Raw genomic sequence first — 25,402 nt, 5'->3', positions numbered from 1 at the left:
TTATCGTTTAATACTGTTGTTTATGTTTTCTATATAATCCAGAATATCCATACGTCCTAGTTTATTTTCAGAGGAAGAAATAAAATAAGGTGGCAATTCTTCCCATTGATCGCGAAGCTGCCTTACGTAACGGTTGATGTTATCTTTCAGCTTACCCGAAGTTAGCTTGTCTGCCTTGGTAAAGATAATGGCAAACGGAACACCATTCTCGCCAAGCCATTCCATAAATTCCATATCAATTTTCTGAGGTTCCAGTCGACTGTCAATCAATAAAAAAAGATTCGTCATCTGTTCACGTTCCAGAATATAATCTTCAATAAGTGTGCGAATGCCTTCTTGTCCGGCTTTTCCGCGGCGGGCGTAGCCATATCCCGGTAGATCGACCAGATACCAGTTATCGTTTACAATAAAATGATTGATTAACATTGTTTTTCCCGGAGTAGCGGAGGTCATAGCTAGCCCTTTACGCTTGGTAAGCATATTTATTAAACTGGATTTTCCCACGTTGGAGCGTCCGATAAATGCATATTCGGGTAAATTACTATCAGGGCATTTCGAGGCTTCTGCATTACTGATTACGAACTCTGCGCTTAAGATTTCCATATTTCTTGTTTTTATTTATTTTTCTGTGAAATTAAAAGTAGTCCGGCAAAAGTCAATGTTCCATTGAACATCAGCATTTCGTAACCGAACTTATATCCTGTATGTTGTTCTACTAAAGAACTAATTGTGTAACAAATTACGGGCGAAGCTACTGCCACATAAGGCACATATTTATCACGTGGTTGCAGGTGGGTAAATAATCCGAAGGCAAACAAACCAAGCAACGGGCCGTATGTATATGATGCTATGGTATAAATAGCATCAATAACGCTTTTATTATTAACGATCTGGAATATGATGATAACCAATACCAGTGCAATGGACATTCCAAAGTGCACGCGTCGGCGTTTTCTGGTAGCGACTTCTTCACTCTCTTTGCCAATTCCTAAAATATCTACGCAGAAACTGGTGGTAAGCGAGGTCAGTGCAGAATCCGAACTGCTGAAGGAAGCTGCAATTATTCCAATAGAGAAAAGAACCAGAACCGATGGACCAAGATATCCCTGTGCGGCAAACATGGGAAGAATATCATCGGCCAAAGCGGGAAGAGTAAGATTCATGCTTTGTCCAAGTACCAGTAAAAGGATGCCTAGGCAGAGAAACAGAAAGTTTACCGGAATAAATGAGAATCCGTAACAATACATATTCTTCTGTGCCTCTTTCAAATTCTTGCAGCTTAAGTTTTTCTGCATCATATCCTGGTCGAGCCCTGTCATTACAATAACGATAAATATTCCGCTAAAGAACTGTTTAAAGAAGTTCTGCCTTGATTGCCAGTCGTTAAACTCGAATATCCGGAAGTGTTCGTTGTGCTGAATGGTAGATACCACACCACCAAAATCGAGATGCAATATCTGTGCTGTCTCAACAATAATAAGAATCAGAGCAGCCAGCAGGCAGAAAGTAAGTACGGTATCAGTCCAGATAATAGTCTTGATCCCGCTTTTCTTCGTGTAAAGCCAGATTAGAAAAACAGTCACAGCGGCAATACTCCAGAAAGGAACGTTCCAGTGCTGAAAAACATACGTATAAAGTATAAGGCAAACCAAGTATAGTTTTGCAGCAGCGCCAACTAAACGGGAAAGCAAAAAGAATGAAGCTCCTGTTTTATAAGCTCTGTTGCCTATGCGTGTGCCTAAATAGGTGTATATGCTGGTAAGATTCAGTTTGTAGTAAAGGGGAAGGAGTACATGTGCAACGATAAGATAACCAAAAAAGAAACCGAAAACCGTCTGCATGTAAGTCATATCAATACCCCGAACCATTCCGGGAACAGAAACAAAAGTAACCCCTGAAATAGAAGCACCTATCATTCCAAATGATACTATATACCAGGGCGATTTGTTTTCTCCTTTAAAGAAAGCCGCATTGCTTCCTCCTTTTCGTCCCGTGATGCGGGCTATAATCAAGAGAATCCCGAAATAAAGAGCTATGGTTAGTAATATATAGTAACTGTTCATAAATTACATTTTGAATGTGCAAAGGTAGGAATTAATTTTTTATCTTTGCGCTGACAATTGAGAAATGTATTTATGAATCAACAATATCCATCGGCTTTGCTTGAAAAAGCAGTAGGGGAGTTTGCTAAATTACCGGGTATAGGCAAGAAAACAGCTATGAGGCTGGTTCTTCACCTTTTACGTCAGGATTCGTCGGTAGTCGAGGCTTTTGGCAATGCCATTGTTACGCTGAAAAGAGAGGTAAAGTATTGCAAAGTGTGTCACAATATTTCGGATACTGATACCTGTCAGCTTTGTTCCAATCCGCTCAGAGATGCTTCCACAGTTTGTGTAGTGGAGAATATCCGCGATGTGATGGCTGTTGAGGCTACCCAGCAATTTAAAGGATTATATCATGTGTTGGGCGGGGTAATATCGCCCATGGATGGTGTAGGGCCGAGTGATTTACAGATAGAAAGTCTGGTAAAACGAGTTGAAGAGGGAAGTGTAAAAGAGGTGATTCTTGCGCTGAGCTCTACCATGGAAGGAGATACAACAAACTTCTATATATTCCGGAAGCTGGCTAAGGCGAACGTTAAACTGAGTGTCATTGCAAGAGGTATATCCATTGGCGATGAACTGGAATACACTGATGAAGTAACGTTGGGTCGCTCTATTGTCAACCGTACAACATTTACAGGAACAGTCTAATAATAAAAAACATAAATGGATAAGAAAATTAAGGCGGTGAACCGCATCATGCAAACACAATTTGGTATTTATATTGGTATTGCAGTTGTTTTAGTAGTTTTATATCAGTCGGATATCTTTCTGGAAGGAATGTATGCCGATGATTTTATGATGCAATACATATTGGAAACAGTCGGGATACTTGCCACTATTGCTCTTGTGCCTCTGTCACTGAAATTATTTAGTGTAAAACTGAAAAAGGTAATTAAAGGAGCTAACTTTGAGAATGCCTTGAAACTTTATCAGCACTGGAGCAATATTCGCCTTGTTATCCTTGCTATCCTTACTTATATGAATATTTTTATTTATTATATGACCCTGAATAGCATTGGGGGACTTTGTGCATTGATTGCTATTACCGCTTCAGTATTCTGCTTGCCGGGAGAGAAAAAAATGCGTGAAGAATTGAATTTAGTTACAGAAAACCAGGAAAATAAAGAAAACGAAGAATAAATATGATTATAGCTGTAGATTTTGACGGAACTATCGTAGAACATGAATATCCAAAGATTGGTAAAGAAATTCCTTTCGCCATTGATACATTGAAGAAACTTCAGGCCGATCAGCACAGACTTATTCTGTGGAGTGTTCGCGAAGGACATTTGCTGGAAGAAGCAATTGAGTTTTGTCGTGAACGCGGATTGGAGTTCTATGCTGCAAATAAAGATTTTCCGGAAGAACATGGAAAAGGCAAAGGATATTCACGTAAACTGAAAGCTGATCTCTTTATTGATGACCGTAATTTGGGTGGTCTGCCCGATTGGGGAGTAATTTATCAGATGATAAAAGATGGCTCCTACAGAACCGGAGGGTTTGAAAATGTTGATGATAAACCTAAAAGAAAACGTACCAGCAATAAAAAGAAAAATATATTTATCCGTATTGGAGAAGCCTTGGAAAACCATAACGGAGACTATTAAATAAGGAAATGAAACTATCGGTAGTAATAGTGAATTATAACGTAAAACACTTTCTGGAATTGTGTTTGTGCTCGTTATATCGCGCTATTGATCAGCTACCGGTAGAGGTCTTTGTTGTAGATAATGCTTCTTCGGACGGATCGCTGGAGTATCTTACTCCTCGCTTCCCGAAGGTGAACTTTATAGCAAATAAGGAAAATGTGGGATTTGCCCGCGCAAACAATCAGGCTATTGCCGTTGCTAAAGGCGAATATATCTTATTACTCAACCCGGATACGGTTCTAGGAGAGAATACAATAACGGATTGTCTTGATTTTATGGAGAACAATCCGGATGTGGGTGGAGCAGGAGTGAAGATGATTACCGGAGACGGTTCTTTTCTTCCCGAAAGTAAACGAGGCTTTCCTACTCCGATGACTTCTTTGTATAAATTAACCGGAATCAGTAAACTATTTCCAAACTCACATCGTTTTGGAAAGTATCATCTTCGCTACCTTAACGAGAATCAAATTCATTCGGTAGATGTATTGGCCGGAGCTTTTATGTTTCTCCGGAAATCAGCACTCGACAAGTGTGGACTTCTGGATGAAGATTTCTTTATGTATGGAGAAGATATAGATTTATCTTATCGCATAACTAAGGCTGGATATAAGAACTGTTATCTTCCTTTTCCTTTTATTCATTATAAAGGAGAGAGTACTAAGAAGAATTCTATTAAATATGTCCGTGTCTTTTATGAGGCCATGATGATATTCTTTCGGAAACATTATCCTCATTATAGTATCTTTTTTGCTTGTGTGGTGAAGAGTGGAATATATCTCCGTGCTTTACTTGCGGTTCTTAATAGAATACCTTTAAAGCTGTTTAGCTATACCGGGAAAAAAGCTCTTTCTGCGGGACCATGCTTTTTGGTGTTAGGTAGCGAAGATATGATTTCTGAAGTTCAGGAGCTTTGTCTGAGGAATGGTTTGAAAGGAAAGCATCGCTATGAAGTGGCTAATGAGGAATTGTATCCTGATGGGCATTTAAATATTCAGCGTGTAGGTAATGAGTTTACCCATATTGTTTATGATAGAGAAGCTTACTCATTTAAAAAAATAATTCAATTAATGTCAACTACTCAGGGACAAAGAGTAGAACTGGGTATTTACTCTGTGCAAACCGGAGTATTAGTAACCCCTCAAAACTGTTATAAATGAAGCAAACATTTCTGAACAACCAACAAATATACCTTCGCGCAGCAGAACCCGAAGATCTTGAAGTAATGTATGAGATGGAGAATGATCCGGGATCATGGGATGTGAGTAGTTTTATTGTGCCATATTCACGCTATGTTCTCAAACAATACATTGAGGATTCTCAATGTGATGTTTTTGCCGACAAACAATTGCGACTGATGATAGTTAAGCGTGATAATAATCAGGTGGTAGGCACAATAGACCTGACTGATTTTGTTCCAATGCATGGACGTGCAGGAGTTGGCATTGCTGTGAAAACAGAATTTCGCCGACAAGGGTTTGCCCGCCAGGCATTAGAATTACTAATCAGGTATTCTTTCGATTTTTTACATTTAAGACAACTATATGCGTATGTGTCAGTGGAAAATGAAGCTAGCCAGAGGTTATTCAGCTCTTGTGGCTTTGTTCAGACCGGGATTATGAAAGACTGGCTTCGGGAAAAAGATAAGTACGAAGATGTCTTCTTTATGCAGCTGATCAATTTAGTTTAGTGACGGGTTTATAGGGAAGTGTGACCAGGTTTCATATTTCCCGCCTAGCTTACCTAAAGCTTTTTTCCACATACTTTTTATTTCATCAAGCATAAGGCTTGGAGCTTCTCCTTTTCCAATCATCCAGGTATTTTCTTCTATTTCCTGATTTAACTGGCCATCTTGCCAACCTGAATAGCCAAGAAAGAAACGGATATTCCCTTCTATGGGATTCCCTTGAAGAATGTAACGTTTTATTTCATTAAAATTGCCATTAAGATATAACCCGCTTCCAATAGCTAGTGCTCCTTCTATGTCTTTTAATGTATGCAAATAAAATAGTGTATCCGTTCCCATCGGTCCTCCGTTATAGAGAGGAATGTCTTCTAAGTATTTAAACTCCTTTACAACTTCATTCAGTTTCATGGGTAGTAATTTATTCATGATAAGCCCCATGGTTCCTTCTTTTGTGTGGTCAATAAGAAGAACAACCGAACGTCCAAAAACTGAATCACGCAAGAAAGGCTCGGAGATGAGAATTTTCCCCCTCGAAGGAATTGCGTTGTTCGACTCAATTTTGAAATAATCCTGGTTTTTTCCCGTCATAATAGAATTGTTATTATATTAAGAGCTAGTGCATCTGGCGTCTAATATAATAACAATTTTATCATTTCAAAGATTTTATCTGTTATTTTTTTCTTAAATAATCGGATTATTTGTTTCAAATAATTGCATTCTTTCTTCCAGTTGATCGTACTGGTGATCTTTTATAAAAGAAGTACAGGCCCTAAGTCCTTCCTGATTACTTCCGGTAGTATCAAGTGATATTGCACTGACCCCGTAGTACATCAACTCTTTCATTAATTGTCCTCCTGTCATTCCCGGATAGCCGATTGTAAAATAGAATCCGTCAGCTACCGGTTCGTCAAGATCTTTGTCATATACAATATGAAAACCATGGCGAAGGAAAATCTCTTTAAGTTTGCGGGCACGTTCTCCGTATATACTAACATCTTTCAAGAAGTTGTATTTCCCTTCATTGGCTGCTTTAAGCATTGCCGCCATTGCATATTGAGCAGAATGACTAACTCCGGAAGAAAGCGCATAGAGAACACGGTGTATAAATGCACTACCAAATGAAACATTTCCAAATCGTTTTGCAAATCCCGGATAAACCCTGTTGTATAATGAATTAGAAATACAGCTCACCCCAATTCGCTGACCGGCGTAGCTAAATGCTTTAGATCCTGAAATCAATAAGATGTAATTGTCAGTGTAATGTGCAACTGTTGGTTGGTATGGTGCCTGATAAGGAACACTCAGATCGGTGCGGAAATCCATGGCAAAGTAAGCTAAATCTTCCAGAACAATAATGTCATATTGGGTGGCCAACTCTCCAATTACTTTTAGTTCTTCCTCTTTAAGACATACCCAGCTTGGGTTATTAGGATTAGAATAAATAATAGCCGAAATATTCCCCTGGCTAAGGTAGCTTTCCAGTTTTGGACGTAGTTTCTCTCCACGATAGTTGTAAACATCAAATGTTTCATATTTCTCTCCCATAACAGACAGCTGTTGTTTCTGTACAGGAAATCCCGGATCAATAAACAGAATCGTATTTTTTTTCTCGTCACATTGGCTGCATACCATAAATGATGCATAAGTTCCTTGCATGGATCCTGTAACAGGAACACAACCTTCCGGATTAATATCTACATCAATAAAGGCCTTCACAAATTTGGAAGCCTCTTGTTTTAATTCAGGTAGTCCGTTTATATCGGGATACAAACTGGCAACACCATTCTGTAAAGCTTCAATTTCTGCTTTTACTCCTACGGCAGAAGGAGGAAGGCCGGGAACTCCCATCTCCATTTTTATATATTCTATGCCCGAAAGCGCTTCGGCTTTTGCGGCAATAGCTTTTACTTCACGAATTGTTGCTTTTGATAAATCGGCGATATGCATTTCATTGATTGCTTCATCAACGAATTTACAATCGATAGGAGTCTTTTTCATCTGGTTATTATATTTTTTGTCCGTTATTTTAATTGAATTGCAAATATACTCAATAATTCCCTGTCGAAAGACTTTCTATCTGCAAAAAAATGAATCAGCTTAACTTATTCATTATCAGTATAAGTATAAAAAAGTTTAAAAATAAAATTCTAAAACGCTTGCAGAATTCAAAAAAACATCTACCTTTGCAACCGCAATCGAGAGAGAAAGCAACGATAAAAACTTAATGGTGCGTTAGTTCAGTTGGTTAGAATACATGCCTGTCACGCATGGGGTCACGAGTTCGAGTCTCGTACGCACCGCAACATTGAAAGTGATGTTTAAAAGCCTGTAATAATGAATTTATTACAGGCTTTTTCTATTCTTTTTTTACCAGATGGGAAATCTGGATCAATCCTAAAAACTGGTTGGTTCTTATTTTATGCAAATATGGAATCAATTCTAAAATATTAAGATTGCTTTATTCGGGAATTTTAAATGCATTAGCTTCTGGTATATTCTCATCTATTTTTGTTACTTTATATTCATATTGAAGCGCGGAGGTCTTACTTATTCGATGCAATACGATATTATTCCATACAACTACAATATCCTCACTATTATATAAAGGTATTTTTTCTGTAATCTTATATTTTTTGCAGTTTTTGGCGAGATAAACAATCGTTCCAATAAACTGTGAAGAATAAATTTCGGCTTCAATATCAGATAAATTATCATAATTGGTAATAGTATGCTGAGCGAGTATTTCTTTGGTAGTGTTTGATAGGTTATCTTCGTCTACCTTTTCATTTGTATCTGCATTTATCAGACAGTAATAATCTGGCAAACGAAGTGAAAAATAATGTTTGGTATGACGAAGCGTTGCCTCACCAGGATCAGCTGTTTCAGTGTATTGAGTCGCTTCTTTAAGACCATATTCATCAAAACAACTTTTGCCAGTTACTGTTACTTTCAAAGAAGGCATTCCCGGAATATTAATTGCTGACTGGACTGTGTAATAAAGCGTTCCACATTTTATGCCGTATTGTTGTGGAGCTTGTGCTGCAAGGGTTAGTCCGAACAAAATACTCACAAACAGGATTGAATATCGTTTCCTTTTATTCATTCTTTGATGTTATTATTCTATTTTTATTTGGATAGTTACAACTTTATAAATTCAACGCGTCTATTTTTGGCTTTATTTTCTGCAGTTGTATTTGATGAAAGAGGTTCTAATTCCCCTTTGCCGTCTGTTTGAATACGATTATTATCAATCCCAAAATCACTGGAAAGTACATTTTTTACTGATACTGCTCTTCGTTTAGATAGATCTAAATTTTTGGCATTATCTCCATCGCTATCAGTATGACCAACAATTTTAATATTGACGGATGGATTTTCTTTCAGTGTTTTAGCTATATCACTGAGTGTTCCGAAAGATTCCGGTTTCACAATGTCTTTATTTACATCAAAGTAAATGCCATAACTTACCAATTTTCCTTCGGTAATGAGTTTGCTTCGAGTGTCGGGTGTTGCAGTAGTAACTTTCAGATTCGAAATATAAGGCTTGCATCCAGTATTCCAACTGCTAAAGCGAATTTTGTTAAATTTAGATCCAGCATAAATATTGGTTGGTGAATCCAAAACTTTGGAACCTTTATGGTATATCCTGATCCGCCGGTTTTGAATCCATATAATGACATGGTTTACTTTATTTATTTCACAAGGATTTGTCGTTGATCGTGATTCTAGCCATTCTGAATTGGGGTCATCAATATATCCTTTAGTGCTCCAGCTTTCTTCATCCATAAATAATTGCAATCCTTTTTTTCCAGGATAAAGGTCGTCATTCATTTCTTTCTTTTCTTGTTCTTCATATAAGCACAAATCAAATGCACTTTGAAAGTTCTCGTCTGGGATAACGTCAAATTCCATAATGAAGTTTTGAGGGAAGTCAATTGTTTTGGTGTAACAGTACATGCTTCCTTCCTTATTCATGTGAAACCAGTTACCCAAAGCAATATTTAATGTCTTAACTTCTCCGCCTCCATTTGTTGTCCATAAAGTAGGGAAATCTCCAATTGCGTCCTGAGAAAAATCTTCAAAATAGAGAATCTTGTCGCCTGGAACAAAATCGTATTTTGTGTAAGATTCCACTTTCTGTTGTGCAGACTGAGAATTGTTTTCTTCTTCTGTATCTTGGTTAATTGTTTTTGTCGCCCCTTTTTCTGAAGCTTGTTTTTGTCTTTTTCCACCGGATTTTTTCACAGTTTCTTCAGTCTTGTCTAATCCACTTTCAATGGCTTCATCAGATTTGTTTTCTATTCGTTCTTCTACCTTATCTATAGTTTTTTCTTTTACGCGTTTGCCTACTTTTTCAATCCATGACTGAGCATTTGCTTCTAAACCAACAAATACAAATAGGCATACTATTAATATCCCTTTATTCATAATGATTTGTTATTAAGAGTGTTTTTGCAATTAGAAAATAATAACAAAAGTATATAAGTAAAAAATGTATTGATTGGAAAAAAACGACAAATTACATATTTGTTATTTCCCGGCCTGAGAACATTTTTGTAAGTTGTAGATTCCTTTTAAAAAAGAAGCTTGGTGTTTCGCCAACAATGTTTTTAAAATCATTGATGAAATGAGCCTGATCAAAATAATTCCCATCAAAGACCAGCTCCTGATAATCAATTGCACCTTCATCTATAATTTTTGACCATAAATAATCTAGTCTTATAATTCTCATTACTGTCTTTGGACTAACGCCTGTGCGTTTAATGAAGTTTCGTTCCAGAGTTCGTTTACACGCGCAACAATCCTGCATTATATCTTTCAGTAAGGTAGTTGTTCCTTTCTCTAAGATTTTGTCATAAAGCTGATCTACAGCATCAGGTATATAAGGAGTGTTTTGAACTTTATTAATAAATCCGATGAAATAATCAATTCGTTCACTTGTGGTTTTAAGCGCAGACAATGCGTCCCATGCAGGATAAAAAATGGAATGAGGCAAAGTTATACTATGTCTAGGCATGGGAGACAAATCGATACCGAAAATACGAGAGAAAACAGTAGGTTTACATATAACGACAAAAGTGTCCATTAATCCATGGAAATTTAATAATAACGATTTGGGAATAATTGGTGCTGCAAAAAAAGGTTCAAGCTGGATTTTTTTTTCATTCAAAATCAGAGGAGCATCTTTGAAATGAAAAATAATAGAAACATCAGGACGAGGAATAAATTTCTCCGTCAAAAAAGGCTGGTCAAAATGGAAAGCCTCAAATTGTCTGACAAGCCAATCTTGGTCAGTTGTCGCTTTACAGTATTCTACATTAAACATAGTTTTTACTATATTGCCGGACATGTTTACAAAAATAAAAAAATATATGATTTGAAGATATTTAAAACGCATAAATTTGCAGAAATCCATTAATACTTTGACTAAAGATTTAATATCATTTGAACCGTGTTTTATGTTGTGGAGCATACAATGTTACATAAGCGATAATTTATGTAGCGCAGACAAAGATAATGTAACCCTTATTCTACAATTGGGAACTTATAATTATTGAAAGTCCTGATATTATAAAGTATCTTTGTAGGTACTTAAAATTAATGATTATACTATGAAAATAAGAAAGATCTGGACTGTTTGCTGTTTGGTTAATTTGTTCTTCCTGCAGCAATTATTAGCCGCCGATAGTTTTGTAACTTATAATGGTAATGGATTTTCCTGGATACAAAACGGGAAAGCATATCCAATCTTAGTCGATCAGCAGGAATATAAAGGTGTTTTGCGTGCCGTGTCTAATTTGCAATCAGATGCAAATAAAGTCACAGGAGTGATGCCTGATGTATCTAATTCCGTATCTGGAAGTAAAATGTTGATTATTGGTTCTGTTGAAAATAGTAGCTGGATTAAGAAATTGTTAAAGTCAGGAAAGATAAATTCTGCTGATTTAGTTGGAAAGCGTGAGAAATATATTCTTCAAACTGTGAAACAACCATTTGAAGGTGTAGATGAAGCAGTTGTTATAGCAGGAAGTGATAAGCGTGGTACTATTTATGGTATTTATGAGCTCTCCAATCAAATGGGAGTATCTCCATGGTATTATTGGGCAGATGTTCCGGTTGAAAAGCATGATAAAATTAGCATTAAGGAGGGACGTTATACAGATGGTGAACCTGCAGTGAAATTCCGTGGAATTTTCTTAAACGATGAAGCGCCGTCATTAAGTGGTTGGTCGCACGATACTTTTGGCGGATTCAATAGCAAGTTTTATGAAAAGGTCTTTGAGTTGCTTTTGCGTTTGAAAGGTAATTTTATGTGGCCTGCCATGTGGGGAAATGCATTTTATGATGATGATAAGCAAAATGGTCCGTTAGCAGACGAGATGGGTATTGTAATGGGAACTTCTCACCACGAACCTATGGGATTAGCACAACAAGATTGGAAACGTAGGGGAACAGGCGCATGGAATTATAATACAAATAGTACTGTGCTGCGTGATTTCTGGAAAAAAGGTATAGAACGTTGCAAAAACTGGGAATCAGTCATTACTGTTGGTATGCGTGGTGATGGTGATGAGCCGATGAGTGAAGGTGCTAATATTTCATTATTACAGAATATAGTTAAAGACCAGCGCAATATTATTGAATCAGTTACTGGTAAAAAAGCTTCAGAAACTCCTCAGGTTTGGGCTCTTTATAAAGAGGTGCAAGATTATTATGATAAAGGAATGAGAGTTCCTGATGATGTAACCTTATTGCTCTGTGATGATAACTGGGGTAATGTGAGAAAGCTTCCTAACTTAAATGCAAAATCTCGTAAAGGTGGTTATGGAATGTATTATCACGTTGATTATGTTGGTGCACCAAGAAATTCAAAATGGCTGAATATTACTCAGATACAACGAACTTGGGAACAAATGAATCTTGCTTATGAATATGGAGTCCGGAATTTGTGGGTAGTGAATGTTGGCGATTTGAAACCAATGGAGTATCCTATTACTTTCTTTTTAGATATGGCCTGGAATCCGGCGCAGTTTAATGAAAACAATTTATTGTCTCATACGGAAAGATTCTGCGAAAAGCAGTTTGGCCCGAAGTATGCAAAAGAAGCAGCGTGCCTTATTGATACTTATACCAAATATAATCGTAGGGTAACTCCGGAATCATTGAATGATAAGACTTATAGTTTAAATAATTATGACGAATGGAAGCGTGTAAAAGATGATTATGAAGCTCTAAGTCTGGATGCATTGAAACTATATTATCTGATGCCGGAGAATTATCGGGACGCTTTTGATCAGTTAGTGCTTTTCCCAATTCAGGCATGTGCCAATCTTTATGATATGTACTATGCTTTGGCAAAGAATCGTGATTTGGCTGCAAAGAATGATGTTGAAGCTAACAAATGGGCCTTCAAAGTACGTGATTGCTTTGAACGTGATTCCGTTTTAACTTATCATTATAATAAAGTGATGAGTAATGGTAAATGGGATCATTTTATGGATCAAACGCACATTGGTTATAAATCATGGAATGATCCTAGATACAATATTATGCCTCAAGTAACTATGGTACCGGAGCCTCGCATTGCCATCCCTAATGTATTTATTGAGAATGATGGTTATGTTTCTATGGAAGCAGAGCATTACACTCGTTCTGCTAACGGGCCAACTGCTAAATGGATTACCATTCCCAATCTGGGACGTACTTTGTCTGGAGTTACAACATCTCCATGCACAGTAAATCCTGATAAAGATATGTATTTGGAGTATGACTTTAAAACGGATAAAAGTGGTGATGCAACAGTTTATCTACGATTTTCTGCCACTTTGAATTTTAATGATAACAAGGGCTTGAGGTACGCAGTCAGTGTGGATGGAGATCAAGAACAAATAGTAAACATCAATGGACATTACAAAGGAGAACTTGGTAAATGGCAGGCAGAGCATGTTATTGTGACAAACACCCTTCATCACGTAGATAAAAAAGAAAAGCATACATTGAGAATTCGTCCGTTAGATCCAGCTTTAGTATTGCAAAAAGTAATGATCGATTTTGGAGGTCTGAAACCTTCATTCCTGGGGGCACCGGAGAGCTTAATTAAATAATGTAACATTTTATAGAATATGAATAAAGATGTAAATGCACATTTAGTTATTCAACAAAAAATATTAGGGGGAAGAGAAATGATTAATAGTAAATGCAGATTTGTTTTATTGGCATTATTAACTTGTGGCTTTTCAGTGTGGACTGAAGCTAAAGTGAAATTACCGGCTATTTTTTCGGATGGAATGGTGCTTCAACGTGAACAGCCCATTAAGATTTGGGGAACATCCGATGCCGGAGAGAAAGTGGAGATAACATTCAAGAAAAAGAAGTATAGTACAAAAGCAGATGAAAACGGTAAATGGCTGGTTGTTCTTCCATCAATAAAAGCCGGTGGACCTTACGAAATGAATGTAAATGACCTTTCCATAAAAGATATATTAATTGGTGATGTATGGTTGTGTTCAGGGCAATCGAATATGGAATTGACAGCTGCCAGAGTTACAGATATGTTCCGCAAAGAGATAGAGAGTTATTCAAATCCAATGATTCGTTATGTAAAAACACCCTACGGCAATGATTTGCATGGACCAAAGGATGATCTTTCAAGAATGGATTGGAAACCTCTTACAACAGAAAATGCTCCGTCTTTTTCAGCGTTGGCCTATTTCTTTGCAAAAGAAATGTATAATGAAACAAAAGTTCCTGTTGGTATTGTAAACTCAAGTTGGGGAGGAAGCTCTGTTGAAGCATGGATGAGTGAAGACGCGTTGCAGGCTTTCCCGAAAAAATTACGTGAAAGAGATATTTTCAATTCAGATGAATATAGGGCATTAGCGAATAAATGTAATGGAATGATGTCTGATCTCTGGAATACCACATTATATAAAAATGATAAAGGGTTGCATGCGCCTGTTTGTTGGTACAAGTCCGAACTGGATGACTCTGATTGGAAAACAGTCGATATTTTTTCTTCAGATTGGGCAATCAATAGAGGTAATCTATTAAACGGTGCACATTGGTTTCGTCAGCATGTTAGTCTTACCAAAGAACAGGCAAGTAAGAATATTGTGCTGCGTCTTGGATGTATACGCGATGCCGACTCAGTATTTGTAAATGGATCATTTGTAGGTACAACAGCCTATCAATATCCACCTCGTATTTATAAAATTCCGGCTTCACTATTACACGCCGGTGATAACACAATCACAGTTCGCTTAATTAGTTATGGCGGATTCCCGGGATTCGTTAAAGACAAGCTTTATTGTATGGCTATTGATGGAGATACAATAAATCTTTCCAATCAATGGAAATATAAGCTAGGTTGTGAATTACCTTCTAAAAATGGAGATGTTTCTTTTCAGAATATTCCAACCGGAATGTATAATTCAATGATATCTCCTTTGAGAAACCTTTCTTTTAAAGGAACTTTATGGTATCAGGGTGAAACGAATACAGGCAAGCCGGACGAATATGAAGCTTTGTTGACTGCAATGATAAATGATTGGCGAACCAAATTAGGCAATAAGGATTTACCATTTTTTATTGTGCAGCTAGCTAATTTTATGCAAACACATCCTCAACCAGTAGAAAGTGGTTGGGCTGGTCTGCGTGAAGCTCAGCGACAAGTTTCTTTAAAAGTTCCCAATACTTCTTTGGCTGTAGCTATTGACTTGGGTGAGTGGAACGATATTCATCCATTGAATAAGAAGGAACTGGCAAGGCGCATATCTTTATTGACGAAAAAAATGGTTTATGACCACAAAGATGTAGTTTGTAATGGACCTATCTGTAAATCAATGACAGTAGAAAATGGAAAAATAATACTTTCTTTCGAAGATGGTACAAATAATCTGATGCCGGTTGATCATTTAAAAGGTTTTGCAGTGGCGGGTGAAGATGGACGTTTTAAATGGGCTGAAGCTGTCATAGAAAATAATAAAGTTATAGTTTGGAATAATGAGATTTTACGACCGGTAAAAGTACGCTATGCATGGGATGATAATCCTCTGGGAGTAAATCTGAAAAATAATGCTGGGCTTCCGGCTTCTCCATTCCAAATGACATTAGAAAAATAATTTAAAGTTCAACAGAGTTTTAACTCAAAAGAGGTTATCTGAAATATAAAATTAGGTTTCTGAGAATTGATATTTAGAAATACACTCTTACATAGATTGGTAGAAAAGAACTTTTAAAAGAGGTTGTTCTAATTTGAACAATCTCTTTTAATTTAATTATATTGGCAAATTAGGGATTGTGGAAGCTTGATAAAATCTATGATAATCTATTCTTTACAATTTCCTTCCAGGTATTCTTTCTTAAAAATATTTATGCAAAGAATAAATAAAGATAGTAAAAGAGGACCGAATATGATTCCTAAAAAACCAAATAATTTCAGTCCCAGAATAACTCCAAAAATGGTAATCAACGGATGTGTATTAGCTAGTTTCTTTTGCAACATGAAGCGCAATAAATTGTCTATATTGGTAGTTACAATAACTGAGTAAGCTGCAAGACCAATACCATTTTGCCAGTCGCCTGTCAGAAATATATATGCAACCAATGGTGCCCAGATTAATCCGATTCCCACTATAGGAATAATAGATGCGAGACAACTTAAAAAACCAAAGAGAATAGGGTTAGGAACTCCGAATATCAGATACCCAATGAATGCCACTCCTCCCTGTGAGATGGCAACTAAAGGAATACCGATTGCATTAGATCTAATTATTGTTTTTATTCTATTAAGCACATTGGTTTTATCAGAGCTGGTAAAAGGTAATAAATCATATAAATACAGTTCCATCTTTCTTCCTTCTAATAGCATGAAAAAGAGAATTAGAAGCATAACAAACATGTTTATGGTAAAATTACTTATATTGCCTACTATATATTGACCAGCTTTGGGTATAAAAGCTGTTATAGCTGATAAATTATCTTCATTGAGCACATTATAACCAGTCTTTTCAAAAATAAGACTAGCAATGTTTTTAATAGCTGAAATGTACGACTGAGGATCAATATTTAAATGCTGAAGTTTTCCAACCAGTAGCCATACAACAAGAGAAATAGGGATAAGAAAGCACAGTGCAGCTTCGCAAAGCATCAATGAGGCAGCTATACAACGTTTCATATTTTTTTTCTCTGTGAGATAAAACATTTGCTTTCTTACCAGGATATAAATAGTAGATGCACCAAGGATTCCACTCAGAAAAGGACTTAATTTAATAAGTAAAATTGTTCCTAAAACCAGAATAATGGCTATTAGAGAAAATTTGCAATATTGTTCTTTAGTATTCATTGATCAGGATTTTGTATTTCAGGCATTAATATAGCAAATAAAATATTATAAAAAACAATGAATAACTGAATATTGTTTTTTAATATGGATTTATCCTGGCTGGATGATTGTATAATTCCTACGATTTTAAGAGTTAATCATTGCATATTTTTATAATTGTTTCAGGTGTTATTTGTTCTTGATTGATAGATATCTAATCTCTGCTTATTGTTTAACAAAAATCAATAGTTTACTACTCTGTTTTTATTTCTTTAATCTTTTTTTAGTTTTTAGATTGTTAAAATAGTAATGCAAACATAGTTGTGGTATTAAAAAAAGTAATATATTTGTTACGCATTGCTAAATGAATAATAGCTTTTTGCACATATAACACATAAAATACGATAAATCTGCTAAGAATAACATAATAATGAAGAGAATATTGGTTACAGGAGGAGCCGGCTTTATAGGTTCACACTTATGTACTAAATTGATAAATGACGGACACAGTGTTATTTGTTTAGATAATTTTTTCACAGGCTCCAGAAGTAATGTATGGCATCTTATGGATAATTCCCGATTTGAGTTGGTTCGCCATGATGTAACTGTTCCGTTTAATGCAGAGGTTGACGAAATCTATAACCTTGCATGCCCTGCTTCCCCTGTTCATTATCAGCATGATCCTGTTAAAACAGTAAAAACCTCTGTAATGGGTGCTATTAATATGTTGGCTCTTGGCAGACAGGTAGGGGCTAAAGTGTTGCAGGCTTCTACCAGTGAAGTTTATGGAGACCCGATAGTTCATCCTCAGCTGGAAGAATACTGGGGTAATGTAAACCCTGTTGGTATTCGGTCTTGTTACGATGAAGGAAAACGTTGTGCGGAAACGCTTTTTATGGATTATCACAGACAAAAAAAACTTCGTATAAAAATTATCCGTATCTTTAATACTTATGGTCCTTTAATGAGTAAAAACGATGGTAGGGTAGTATCCAATTTTATCGTTCAGGCGTTAAAGGACGAAGATATCACTCTCTATGGAGATGGTAGTCAGACACGTAGCTTTCAGTATGTGGATGACCTCGTAGAGGGTATGGTTCGTATGATGGATACCGATGATAAGTTTGTTGGTCCAATTAATATCGGCAATCCCAATGAATTTACAATCAAAGAACTTGCGGAAAAGGTTATTGAGTTAACCGGGTCTAAATCCAAATTCATTTATAAACCTTTGCCTGGAGATGATCCCAAGCAACGCCAGCCGGATATTACTTTGGCAAAAGAAAAGTTAAACTGGGAGCCCTCTGTTTATCTGGAAGAAGGATTAATAAAAACAATCGAATATTTTAAATCAATACTTTAAGAATTTCCTCCAAAAAATTTAATAATGCCTATAAAGAGAATGATAATGGAGATAAACTACTCTGAATATAAGATCCTTGTAGTTGATGATGTTTTGTCCAATGTTTTATTGCTCAAAGTGTTGTTGACTAATGAAAAATATAATGTTGTAACTGCCATGAATGGCACACAGGCGTTAAAAATGGTTGAATCGGAATTACCCGATTTGATTTTACTGGATGTAATGATGCCTGATATTAGCGGTTTTGAAGTTGCCAGACAACTTAAGGATAATCCTGCATTTGCTCAGATTCCTATTATATTTCTTACAGCTCTGAATTCCACAGCCGACATTGTAAAAGGATTCCAGATGGGAGCTAATGATTTTATTTCCAAACCATTTAATAAAGAAGAGCTGATCATTCGTGTGAAGCATCAAATATCTTTAATAGCGGCTAAACGAATTATTTTTAACCAGAATGAAGAGTTGAAGCGCACTATCAAAGGTCGTGACAAGCTTTATTCTGTTATTGCCCACGATCTTCGTTCGCCTATGGCATCTATTAAGATGGTGCTTAATATGTTGATGATCAACTTACCGGGTGAAAAAATAGGAGAGGAGATGCATGAGTTGCTGAATATGGCAAATCAAACAACAGAGGAACTCTTTTCATTATTGGATAATTTGTTAAAGTGGACCAAGAGCCAGATTGGCCGGTTAAATGTGGTACCTCAAGATATTGATATTGTTGGAGTTTCGGCCGGAGTTATTGAGATTTTCTCTATGGTAGCAGAGCTCAAGCAAATAAAGATTAATTTGCAGGCGCCTGATCAGCTGGAAGTCCGTGCAGATATTGACATGATAAAAACTGTTATCCGTAACCTTATCAGTAATGCCTTGAAATTTAGTAACCCGGGTAGTGAAGTGCATGTTGTTGTAGAAGAAAAAGAAGAGCAGGTTATCGTTAACGTGGTCGATCATGGTCGTGGTATTAAGAAAGAAGACCAAAGTAAGCTGCTTAATGTGGATACACATTATTCTACATTTGGAACAAAGAATGAAGAAGGTTCCGGTCTGGGGCTTTTGTTATGCCAGGATTTCGTAAGGAAGAATGGTGGAGAACTCTGGTTCAACTCAGAAGAAGGAGAAGGTTCTGTCTTTAGTTTCTACTTACCAAAGCTATCTTGAAATATTATTTCTCCTTCTTTAGAGATAATTCCATAATCACAGGATTATGGTCACTGAAATCAAAAGAAGGAGAGTTGTATTCTCTTCCTGTTAGTTCCTTTGAGTGAAATATATAGTCAATGCGCAGGGTTTTATGAAGATAACGATATGTATATCCAAGTCCGGATCCTGCGCTTTGAAAACCATCCTGCAACTTCTCCTTCATCCGATGGAATGAATAAGATGAGGGAGGAGCATTAAAGTCACCACATGCTATAATCGAATGTTTTGTTGTGTCAATTATGTGGCAGAGCAAATCAACCTGATTAGACCTTTTAAGAGCATTTTCAAATAGTTTATCTGTTATTTTTCTAGCAGCCTCTTTCTCTGTGTCATAATACCCTCCAAGTGTTATATTCTTCAATAAGCCTTTAGTCTGATTAAAATTAGTCGTTTGCAAATGGCAATTAAAAACCCGCAGAGGGGTTTGCCCAACTTTTATATCAACCCACATAGCACTGTTGTTGGAGTTGCCAAAAAATAGATCATCTCTGTTTGTTATTGGAAACTTACTGTATATCACCAATCCAAATCCCGGAGTGTTGTTTTTGTGCATAGCAACATACGGATATTCCTTAAATTGAGCATTTATGCTATCAAAGCTATAATAAGAACTTTCTGCAAATTCCTGCAGGCACACTACATCAATTCGCTGTTCTTTCATCAGTCCGGTAATCTCCCCAACAGAGTAAACTGATGGATCTCCGTGGAAGCTTTGTACGTTAAGGCTTGCAATCCTTATCGAGTTCCCTTTATCTGCATAGCTTAGCTGCTTGTGCGGAATTTGATACGTTGCAGAAATATATTCATAGTTTGCTGCAATAGCAATCACCGGTATCCATATCCATTTTTTCCAGCGAATTCCCCAATAAATGGCAAAAACAAGATTGGCCAATAAAACTGGAATCATTCCTAATCCAATTATAGGAAACAGAAAGCCGTTGCTTGGATTCTGGTACGAATATCTCCCCAGAACAATAGTAAATACTGCTAGTGCAGTAGTTATAAGAACCCCTAAAAAACGGAAGTATATAAGAGTGGCTTTTTTCCCCATTCGTTATAAATATTTTCTCAGAATGTCAGTTAGTTTGTCTTGAGAAACAGGTTTTGGAATAAATTCGTTGCATCCGCATAAAAGAGCCGCTTTTACATCATCATCATATACAAAAGCACTTAAAGCAATGATTGGAATCTCGGGAGAGACCTGTCTGATAACGCGAGTAGCATCCAGTCCATCCATGTTTGGCATCTTTATATCCATAAGGATTAAGTCGGGTTTGTACTCTTCAAACATAGTTATTGCTTCTATTCCATCATGTGCATGCACCAAAGTAACCTTTTTACCAATCATTACATTTAGCAATTTAAAATTGCTATCGTTGTCTTCTGCAACCAATATCAGCGTATCCTTCTTTTCAGATAGCTCAATATCCTTTGAATCATCATCTTCTTCAGCTGTTATTTCATTAACAGACTCTTTTTGAGGCGCTATATAAGGAAGAGTAAAGAAAAACTCAGCCCCTTGTCCCACATCAGATTTTGCCCAGATTGTTCCTCCCAGCTTTTCCACTATCGATTTACAGATAGAAAGACCCAGCCCGGTTCCTTGTACAGTAGTATTTAGCTTTGCAAAACGTTCAAAAACATTCTTTGCTTTCTCTTTAGGAAATCCTATGCCTGTATCTTTTACATAACACTCTATTTCCTCATTATTAATCTTATACCCAAACCGGATACTACCTTCATTAGTGAATTTAAAAGCATTGCCTATCAGGTTAGAGAAAACCTGAATCAATCTGTTCTTGTCACTGTATATCCATAAATCAGCGTCTGATTCTTCAAAAAGAAGCTGAACATTTTCCGGAGTACGGAATCGGTGTGCATCAAAAACCTCCTGGCACATCACACCTAGGTTTATAGGTTCTTCAGCAAACTCCATTATGCCCGATTCAATTCTCGAAAGATCAAGAATCTCATTGATCAGCTGCAATAACCTGCTGTTGTTTGATTCAACTATTTTGTAATAGTCCATTCTCTCTTGCGCATTCTGCGTATCAGCAATAACTCTCGAGAATCCAACAATAGCATTCAATGGAGTACGTATTTCGTGACTCATATTAGCAAGAAAGGCCGATTTTAGCATATCAGACTTTTCAGCCTTCTCTTTAGCACTAATCAGTTCACTCTCCATCTTCTTCATGTTAGTGATATCAGATTCTAAAACAATAATAAGTGGAGGTCTGTTTCCATTCTCTACAAGCAACTTCTGTTTGTGAATAATAAATTTACCTTTCTCATTATTGACAACTTCTTTGCTATATATAATAGGCTCTCTGTTTTTAATAACAGATAAATCTTCATTTCTGTATGTTATGGCTATTTCGTCAGGGTAAATATCAAAATCGGTTTTACCAATAACATTGGTATCTTTCATACTCACATAGGTAACTTTATTTCGATAGATATATCGTAAGTCGTTTCCCGTGTCTTTTACAGAAATAGCAAGAGGTATATTCTCCAGAACAGTATTCATAATCTGATTTACCTCTTTTGTTTGTTCGTCGTATCTTATTTGCTCAGAAATATCACGTCCAAACGTCCAGATAATCTCTTCATCTTCAGAGTCCTTAATGATATAAGAGAAAAAATCAAAAGCCAGAATCTCTTTCAGATGTGGAAAAGGTTTTTCTTCAACAAACCGCACAATGTCAGTTAGCTGTGAAAATTCACTACGGATATTCATCCATCTTTCCTTCAGCTCTTTTTTTATCGGCAACTTATTAATTTTGATTGCAGATAGATCATTATCATCAGTCAAAAGATAATGCTTGCGAAACTGTTCATTGGCAAAAACCAGTGTCCCATCCGGTTTAAAAGCAAAAATATCTTCCGAAGCAAAATTTACAGCTTTGGTAATGGTTCCCAGATTTTCATCCAGCTTAATAATATCCGTGATATTCTGGCAGAAACCTTCAATCTCTTTATTCTCCTCAGAAGCACTTATGTTTAAAACCTTAAGTCTGAGAAATAAGAACTCCTTTTTTACTAAAATTCTGTATTCATGAGTATCCGCAGTATCCGCACTCGTATGATGAAGAATATTATTTATCCATATAAGAAATCCGGCACGATCATCACGGTGTATTATTTCCAGATAAGCTTCCAGAGTTATATTTTTAAAATGATCGCTGTTAGCCAATCCCCCGGAATATCCTTTATAACTAAATATCTGAGTTCTATAATTATACTTCCATTGGCTGATTTTGGCTGCTTTTTCAATCTCCCGCAGTTCGTTATTCGTTTTCTCCAGCTGCAATTTAGTACGTGCTCTGTTAGTAATGTCTCTGTATTGACACAATATCAGATTTTCATCGAAAGGTTGCATAATGCACTTAAAATAGAAAGTGCCTTCACTAAGAGGAAGCTCATAATTTTTAGATGAAACAATTTTGTTCTCTTTGACTTTTTCAAAGTCTTTTTTAATAGCAGAATATGTTTTTTCCGGTAACAAATTAAAGAAATTTTCACCGATAAGATTCTTTCTTCTCCTAAAAAAACCTCGGTTTGCATATACCACCAAATCAACACAGATGCCTTCGTAATCAACTAAAAACATTGTATCTGCAGTCATCTGTAGAATCTTATCTGAGTTTTGTGGGTCGTGCAATATTCTTGTCATTATTCTTCGTCTTAGATTTTAGAGATTAATACGTAAGAAATATTCAACAAATATAGAAAAAAAATTAAAAGGACCTGACTTTTTGTGCAAAAATTAAACAGATCTGTTGGCCTTTTCCCATATTCCAGTCGCATTTTTGTTTTTCAGATAAATAAATCCTTTAAAAACATTGACATTCATAAAGAGGAAATAGTAAGGAATAAACAAGACTTTGTTTTTTATTTGCTTGGTAGAAAGGTAATATCCCCATAATCCTAATACATAGAACAGCACTTGTAAGAATAATAGCATGGTATAGATATCAGTATTCATCTCTGAAACCAGTATTATATTAAGCGGTAACATCAAAAAAAGTAATATAGGAGTTAGCGACCATCTCAACACCCGGTGAGATATATACTGAAAACTCAATATCCCATAACGAAAAACATTAAGCAGAGAGCGTAATCTCCATATTGATTGTAAACCTCCAGCAGCTATTCTCACCTTTCTTTTCTCCTCCTCATTCATATTGGCAGAAGCCGATTCAATAGCATAAGCCTTGTCGCAATAAGCAATCTTATATCCCTTTTGAGCAATCCGGAGTGAAAGAATAAAATCATCCAGTAAGGTATCTCTTTCCATCTCTTCGAACAGTTCCTTGCGAATAGCAAATAACTCACCGGCTGCACCCACTGCCGAATACAGTCTGGAATCCAATGCTTTAAGTGCTGATTCATATTTCCAATAGATGCCTTCACCGCCACCGGCAGCACCATCCTTTTCTTTTGCTGCAATCCTTTTCTCTCCGGCAACGCATCCCACTTTTGAATCAGAGAATTCACTGGTTATTTCCATTATAGCCTCCCGGTTAATCATCGTATTTGCATCTGTAAATATCACAATAGGAGAGGATATAAACCTCATTCCTCGGTTTAATGCAGCAGTCTTTCCCTGGCGTTTTGGTTGAAACAATACAGTAACCTCCGCGTAAGCTTTCAGTAATTCATTCGTGTTGTCATTGCTACCATCCGTTACCCATACAATCTTTAGCTTATCGTTGGGATAATCCAGAGCTCGGCAATTATCCATTTTATCCTTCACCACAGCTTCCTCGTTGAAAGCCGTTATAAACAGAGTTACCTCCGGTAAGTTTTCTTTTGCTGGTAAAGCCTTTGCTTTTTGTTTTGAGAATAGTTCTTTTGTTTTTACCAGCAAGTAAAGAACGATGCCATATCCCAGATAGGTATAAAATACTATTATCAAGCTTAACCAGAATGTTATTTCAAGAGATTTCATGAGTGCTTGATGAATGATTTATATATTTCAGATACTTTTTCAGAAACCCTTTTACTATCGAAACGTTCTTCGATTAGTCTTTTAGCTTCTTTTTCACATTTTTCTTTTAGAGTAGAGTCTTTGATATAAGTAATATATTGTAGCGCAAGATTTTCAGGATCGCTATATTTTGCAATTAATCCATTCTGTTTATCAGTAATAACTTCTTTTGTCCCGTCTGTTGGAGTAACAACCAGTGCTTTTTTCATTGCCATAGCCTCTAGTAGTGCAATAGAAAGTCCTTCCCATAGACTAGGCAGGCAGAACACATCTATTGAGTTTAATAAATCTGGAACATCATTTCTGAAATTCGAAGTTTTTATTATATCTTCCAAAGAATTCTCTTTTATATAATTCATTGCTTCGTCTTTCAATTCACCCTCGCCAACAAAAAGAGCTTTAATTTTCGTGTTTTGCTTATGAGCTATAGTAATGCTTTTAATGAAATTTATTGGATCCTTTTGTAAAGTAACCCTCCCTATAAAGCCCACAATAAAATCATCATCGCTAAAGCCAAATTCCTTTCTGATATCTTTGAAAGAATTGTTTGGATTAAACCGTGATAAATTGATCCCGTTTTCAATAACTACAGAATTTTTTAGTCCAAAAGTCTGGATACCAGTTTGCTGGTTGCTCTTAGAAACACAAATAACCTGATTACTAAGAGTACAGATTGCTTTTTCACTTTTTGCCCTCAAGAAACCGACTATGGCAGATTGATCCTGATGAAAGCTCCATCCGTGCACAGTATATACTAAAGGAATATTCTTTATTTTTGCTATTAAAGCAACATTCGAAGCCGCCCTGCTTCCGTGCGCATGAATAATCTGAATACTTTCCTTTTTAATTATTTCACCAATTTGTTTGATAATTCTAAAATCGAAAGGGTGGGAGGTTTCTATTACATAACATTTCACTCCATTAGCCCTAAGTGTATCAATCATCTGTCCCGGAGTAAATGCTAAAATAATTGGATTTATTGTGTTATCAAAACCGGCAACTAAATCAAGCAAATGAGATTCCCCTCCGCCAACCTGACCTTGTCTTATAACTTCTAATACATTTATTGGTTGCAT

Annotated in this window: 21 protein-coding genes and 1 tRNA gene; 10 read left to right on the top strand and 12 right to left on the bottom strand. The window is 36.3% G+C overall.

The features are described from left to right. Both yihA and BUC21_RS09100 read right to left on the bottom strand, forming a co-directional pair. On the bottom strand, positions 1-603 hold the full coding sequence (yihA, locus tag BUC21_RS09105) for a ribosome biogenesis GTP-binding protein YihA/YsxC (protein WP_073401456.1): 603 nt from the start codon (positions 601-603) through the stop codon (positions 1-3). Between the two features lie 11 nt (positions 604-614). Then, a complete protein-coding gene (locus tag BUC21_RS09100; protein WP_073401454.1) occupies positions 615-2,063 on the bottom strand; it encodes a sodium:solute symporter in 1,449 nt (482 codons plus the stop codon). A 72-nt stretch (positions 2,064-2,135) separates the two neighbouring features. On the opposite strand from BUC21_RS09100, the gene recR reads away from it, so the two are divergent. Genes recR through BUC21_RS09075 form a run of 5 tightly spaced genes read left to right on the top strand, consistent with a single transcriptional unit; the run spans position 2,136 to position 5,441 of the window. Beyond that, complete coding sequence (recR, locus tag BUC21_RS09095; protein ID WP_073401452.1) at positions 2,136-2,753, top strand: recombination mediator RecR; 618 nt, start codon at positions 2,136-2,138, stop codon at positions 2,751-2,753. A gap of 15 nt (positions 2,754-2,768) precedes the next feature. Continuing rightward, entirely contained in the window at positions 2,769-3,245 is a 477-nt protein-coding gene (locus BUC21_RS09090) for a hypothetical protein (RefSeq protein ID WP_073401450.1), read from the top strand. 2 nt (positions 3,246-3,247) lie between these two features. Beyond that, positions 3,248-3,712 carry a BT0820 family HAD-type phosphatase gene (locus BUC21_RS09085; RefSeq protein WP_073401448.1) on the top strand — a complete coding sequence of 155 codons (465 nt, stop codon included), beginning with the start codon at positions 3,248-3,250 and terminating at the stop codon, positions 3,710-3,712. 8 nt (positions 3,713-3,720) lie between these two features. Continuing rightward, entirely contained in the window at positions 3,721-4,911 is a 1,191-nt protein-coding gene (locus BUC21_RS09080) for a glycosyltransferase family 2 protein (protein WP_073401446.1), read from the top strand. After that, a complete protein-coding gene (locus tag BUC21_RS09075) occupies positions 4,908-5,441 on the top strand; it encodes a GNAT family N-acetyltransferase (protein ID WP_073401444.1) in 534 nt (177 codons plus the stop codon). Before BUC21_RS09080 ends, BUC21_RS09075 begins: the two co-directional genes overlap by 4 nt. Here the strand turns inward: BUC21_RS09075 and BUC21_RS09070 are convergent. Then, complete coding sequence (locus BUC21_RS09070) at positions 5,433-6,026, bottom strand: YqgE/AlgH family protein (protein ID WP_073401442.1); 594 nt, start codon at positions 6,024-6,026, stop codon at positions 5,433-5,435. The genes BUC21_RS09075 and BUC21_RS09070 overlap by 9 nt on opposite strands. 93 nt (positions 6,027-6,119) lie before the next feature. Then, entirely contained in the window at positions 6,120-7,436 is a 1,317-nt protein-coding gene (locus tag BUC21_RS09065; protein ID WP_073401440.1) for a pyridoxal phosphate-dependent aminotransferase, read from the bottom strand. A 228-nt stretch (positions 7,437-7,664) separates the two neighbouring features. On the opposite strand from BUC21_RS09065, the gene BUC21_RS09060 reads away from it, so the two are divergent. After that, a tRNA-Asp gene (locus tag BUC21_RS09060) sits at positions 7,665-7,738 on the top strand. A 158-nt stretch (positions 7,739-7,896) separates the two neighbouring features. On the opposite strand, the gene BUC21_RS09055 is transcribed toward BUC21_RS09060, so the two are convergent. From BUC21_RS09055 to BUC21_RS09045, 3 genes are all read right to left on the bottom strand, one after another. Then, entirely contained in the window at positions 7,897-8,541 is a 645-nt protein-coding gene (locus BUC21_RS09055; RefSeq protein WP_139261362.1) for a hypothetical protein, read from the bottom strand. A 35-nt stretch (positions 8,542-8,576) separates the two neighbouring features. After that, a complete protein-coding gene (locus BUC21_RS09050; RefSeq protein WP_073401436.1) occupies positions 8,577-9,866 on the bottom strand; it encodes an OmpA family protein in 1,290 nt (429 codons plus the stop codon). 91 nt (positions 9,867-9,957) lie between these two features. Beyond that, a complete protein-coding gene (locus BUC21_RS09045) occupies positions 9,958-10,764 on the bottom strand; it encodes an AraC family transcriptional regulator (RefSeq protein ID WP_175550510.1) in 807 nt (268 codons plus the stop codon). Positions 10,765-11,050: 286 nt separating this feature from the next. On the opposite strand from BUC21_RS09045, the gene BUC21_RS09040 reads away from it, so the two are divergent. Together BUC21_RS09040 and BUC21_RS09035 are read left to right on the top strand one after the other, a co-directional pair. Beyond that, positions 11,051-13,543 (top strand): glycosyl hydrolase 115 family protein, encoded by a 2,493-nt coding sequence (locus tag BUC21_RS09040; protein ID WP_073401431.1) that lies wholly within the window; start codon positions 11,051-11,053, stop codon positions 13,541-13,543. Positions 13,544-13,621: 78 nt separating this feature from the next. After that, positions 13,622-15,559 (top strand): sialate O-acetylesterase, encoded by a 1,938-nt coding sequence (locus BUC21_RS09035; protein WP_073401554.1) that lies wholly within the window; start codon positions 13,622-13,624, stop codon positions 15,557-15,559. 206 nt (positions 15,560-15,765) lie between these two features. Here the strand turns inward: BUC21_RS09035 and BUC21_RS09030 are convergent, their stop codons facing one another. After that, positions 15,766-16,782, bottom strand: coding sequence for an AI-2E family transporter (locus BUC21_RS09030; protein ID WP_073401428.1), 1,017 nt, complete (start codon positions 16,780-16,782; stop codon positions 15,766-15,768). A 409-nt stretch (positions 16,783-17,191) separates the two neighbouring features. Here BUC21_RS09030 and BUC21_RS09025 point away from each other — a divergent pair, with 409 nt between their 5' ends. Next, positions 17,192-18,124 (top strand): UDP-glucuronic acid decarboxylase family protein, encoded by a 933-nt coding sequence (locus BUC21_RS09025; RefSeq protein WP_073401426.1) that lies wholly within the window; start codon positions 17,192-17,194, stop codon positions 18,122-18,124. A gap of 39 nt (positions 18,125-18,163) precedes the next feature. After that, complete coding sequence (locus tag BUC21_RS09020; protein WP_073401552.1) at positions 18,164-19,291, top strand: ATP-binding response regulator; 1,128 nt, start codon at positions 18,164-18,166, stop codon at positions 19,289-19,291. Positions 19,292-19,295: 4 nt separating this feature from the next. Here BUC21_RS09020 and BUC21_RS09015 read toward each other — a convergent pair whose 3' ends face one another. The 4 genes from BUC21_RS09015 to BUC21_RS09000 form a co-directional block, all read right to left on the bottom strand. Continuing rightward, positions 19,296-20,384 (bottom strand): endonuclease/exonuclease/phosphatase family protein, encoded by a 1,089-nt coding sequence (locus BUC21_RS09015; RefSeq protein WP_073401424.1) that lies wholly within the window; start codon positions 20,382-20,384, stop codon positions 19,296-19,298. 3 nt (positions 20,385-20,387) lie between these two features. Next, positions 20,388-23,009 (bottom strand): ATP-binding protein, encoded by a 2,622-nt coding sequence (locus tag BUC21_RS09010; RefSeq protein WP_073401422.1) that lies wholly within the window; start codon positions 23,007-23,009, stop codon positions 20,388-20,390. Between the two features lie 93 nt (positions 23,010-23,102). Beyond that, positions 23,103-24,287, bottom strand: a complete 1,185-nt coding sequence (locus BUC21_RS09005) for a glycosyltransferase family 2 protein (RefSeq protein ID WP_073401420.1) — start codon at positions 24,285-24,287, stop codon at positions 23,103-23,105. Continuing rightward, positions 24,284-25,402 (bottom strand): glycosyltransferase, encoded by a 1,119-nt coding sequence (locus BUC21_RS09000; protein WP_073401418.1) that lies wholly within the window; start codon positions 25,400-25,402, stop codon positions 24,284-24,286. Before BUC21_RS09000 ends, BUC21_RS09005 begins: the two co-directional genes overlap by 4 nt.

Source organism: Bacteroides luti, assembly GCF_900128905.1.
In the GTDB taxonomy this organism is placed as follows: Bacteria; Bacteroidota; Bacteroidia; order Bacteroidales; family Bacteroidaceae; genus Bacteroides; species Bacteroides luti.
The sequence above is the reverse complement of the archived record's forward strand: the minus strand, read 5'-3'. Positions and strand labels throughout refer to the sequence as shown.

Bases quoted from the DNA above. Each gene is read 5' to 3' on its own strand.
- yihA (WP_073401456.1), bottom strand. From the start codon at position 603: ATGGAAATCTTAAGCGCAGAGTTCGTAATCAGTAATGCAGAAGCCTCG.
- BUC21_RS09100 (WP_073401454.1), bottom strand. From the start codon at position 2,063: ATGAACAGTTACTATATATTACTAACCATAGCTCTTTATTTCGGGATT.
- recR (WP_073401452.1), top strand. From the start codon at position 2,136: ATGAATCAACAATATCCATCGGCTTTGCTTGAAAAAGCAGTAGGGGAG.
- BUC21_RS09090 (WP_073401450.1), top strand. From the start codon at position 2,769: ATGGATAAGAAAATTAAGGCGGTGAACCGCATCATGCAAACACAATTT.
- BUC21_RS09085 (WP_073401448.1), top strand. From the start codon at position 3,248: ATGATTATAGCTGTAGATTTTGACGGAACTATCGTAGAACATGAATAT.
- BUC21_RS09080 (WP_073401446.1), top strand. From the start codon at position 3,721: ATGAAACTATCGGTAGTAATAGTGAATTATAACGTAAAACACTTTCTG.
- BUC21_RS09075 (WP_073401444.1), top strand. From the start codon at position 4,908: ATGAAGCAAACATTTCTGAACAACCAACAAATATACCTTCGCGCAGCA.
- BUC21_RS09070 (WP_073401442.1), bottom strand. From the start codon at position 6,026: ATGACGGGAAAAAACCAGGATTATTTCAAAATTGAGTCGAACAACGCA.
- BUC21_RS09065 (WP_073401440.1), bottom strand. From the start codon at position 7,436: ATGAAAAAGACTCCTATCGATTGTAAATTCGTTGATGAAGCAATCAAT.
- BUC21_RS09055 (WP_139261362.1), bottom strand. From the start codon at position 8,541: ATGAATAAAAGGAAACGATATTCAATCCTGTTTGTGAGTATTTTGTTC.
- BUC21_RS09050 (WP_073401436.1), bottom strand. From the start codon at position 9,866: ATGAATAAAGGGATATTAATAGTATGCCTATTTGTATTTGTTGGTTTA.
- BUC21_RS09045 (WP_175550510.1), bottom strand. From the start codon at position 10,764: ATGTTTAATGTAGAATACTGTAAAGCGACAACTGACCAAGATTGGCTT.
- BUC21_RS09040 (WP_073401431.1), top strand. From the start codon at position 11,051: ATGAAAATAAGAAAGATCTGGACTGTTTGCTGTTTGGTTAATTTGTTC.
- BUC21_RS09035 (WP_073401554.1), top strand. From the start codon at position 13,622: ATGATTAATAGTAAATGCAGATTTGTTTTATTGGCATTATTAACTTGT.
- BUC21_RS09030 (WP_073401428.1), bottom strand. From the start codon at position 16,782: ATGAATACTAAAGAACAATATTGCAAATTTTCTCTAATAGCCATTATT.
- BUC21_RS09025 (WP_073401426.1), top strand. From the start codon at position 17,192: ATGAAGAGAATATTGGTTACAGGAGGAGCCGGCTTTATAGGTTCACAC.
- BUC21_RS09020 (WP_073401552.1), top strand. From the start codon at position 18,164: ATGATAATGGAGATAAACTACTCTGAATATAAGATCCTTGTAGTTGAT.
- BUC21_RS09015 (WP_073401424.1), bottom strand. From the start codon at position 20,384: ATGGGGAAAAAAGCCACTCTTATATACTTCCGTTTTTTAGGGGTTCTT.
- BUC21_RS09010 (WP_073401422.1), bottom strand. From the start codon at position 23,009: ATGACAAGAATATTGCACGACCCACAAAACTCAGATAAGATTCTACAG.
- BUC21_RS09005 (WP_073401420.1), bottom strand. From the start codon at position 24,287: ATGAAATCTCTTGAAATAACATTCTGGTTAAGCTTGATAATAGTATTT.
- BUC21_RS09000 (WP_073401418.1), bottom strand. From the start codon at position 25,402: ATGCAACCAATAAATGTATTAGAAGTTATAAGACAAGGTCAGGTTGGC.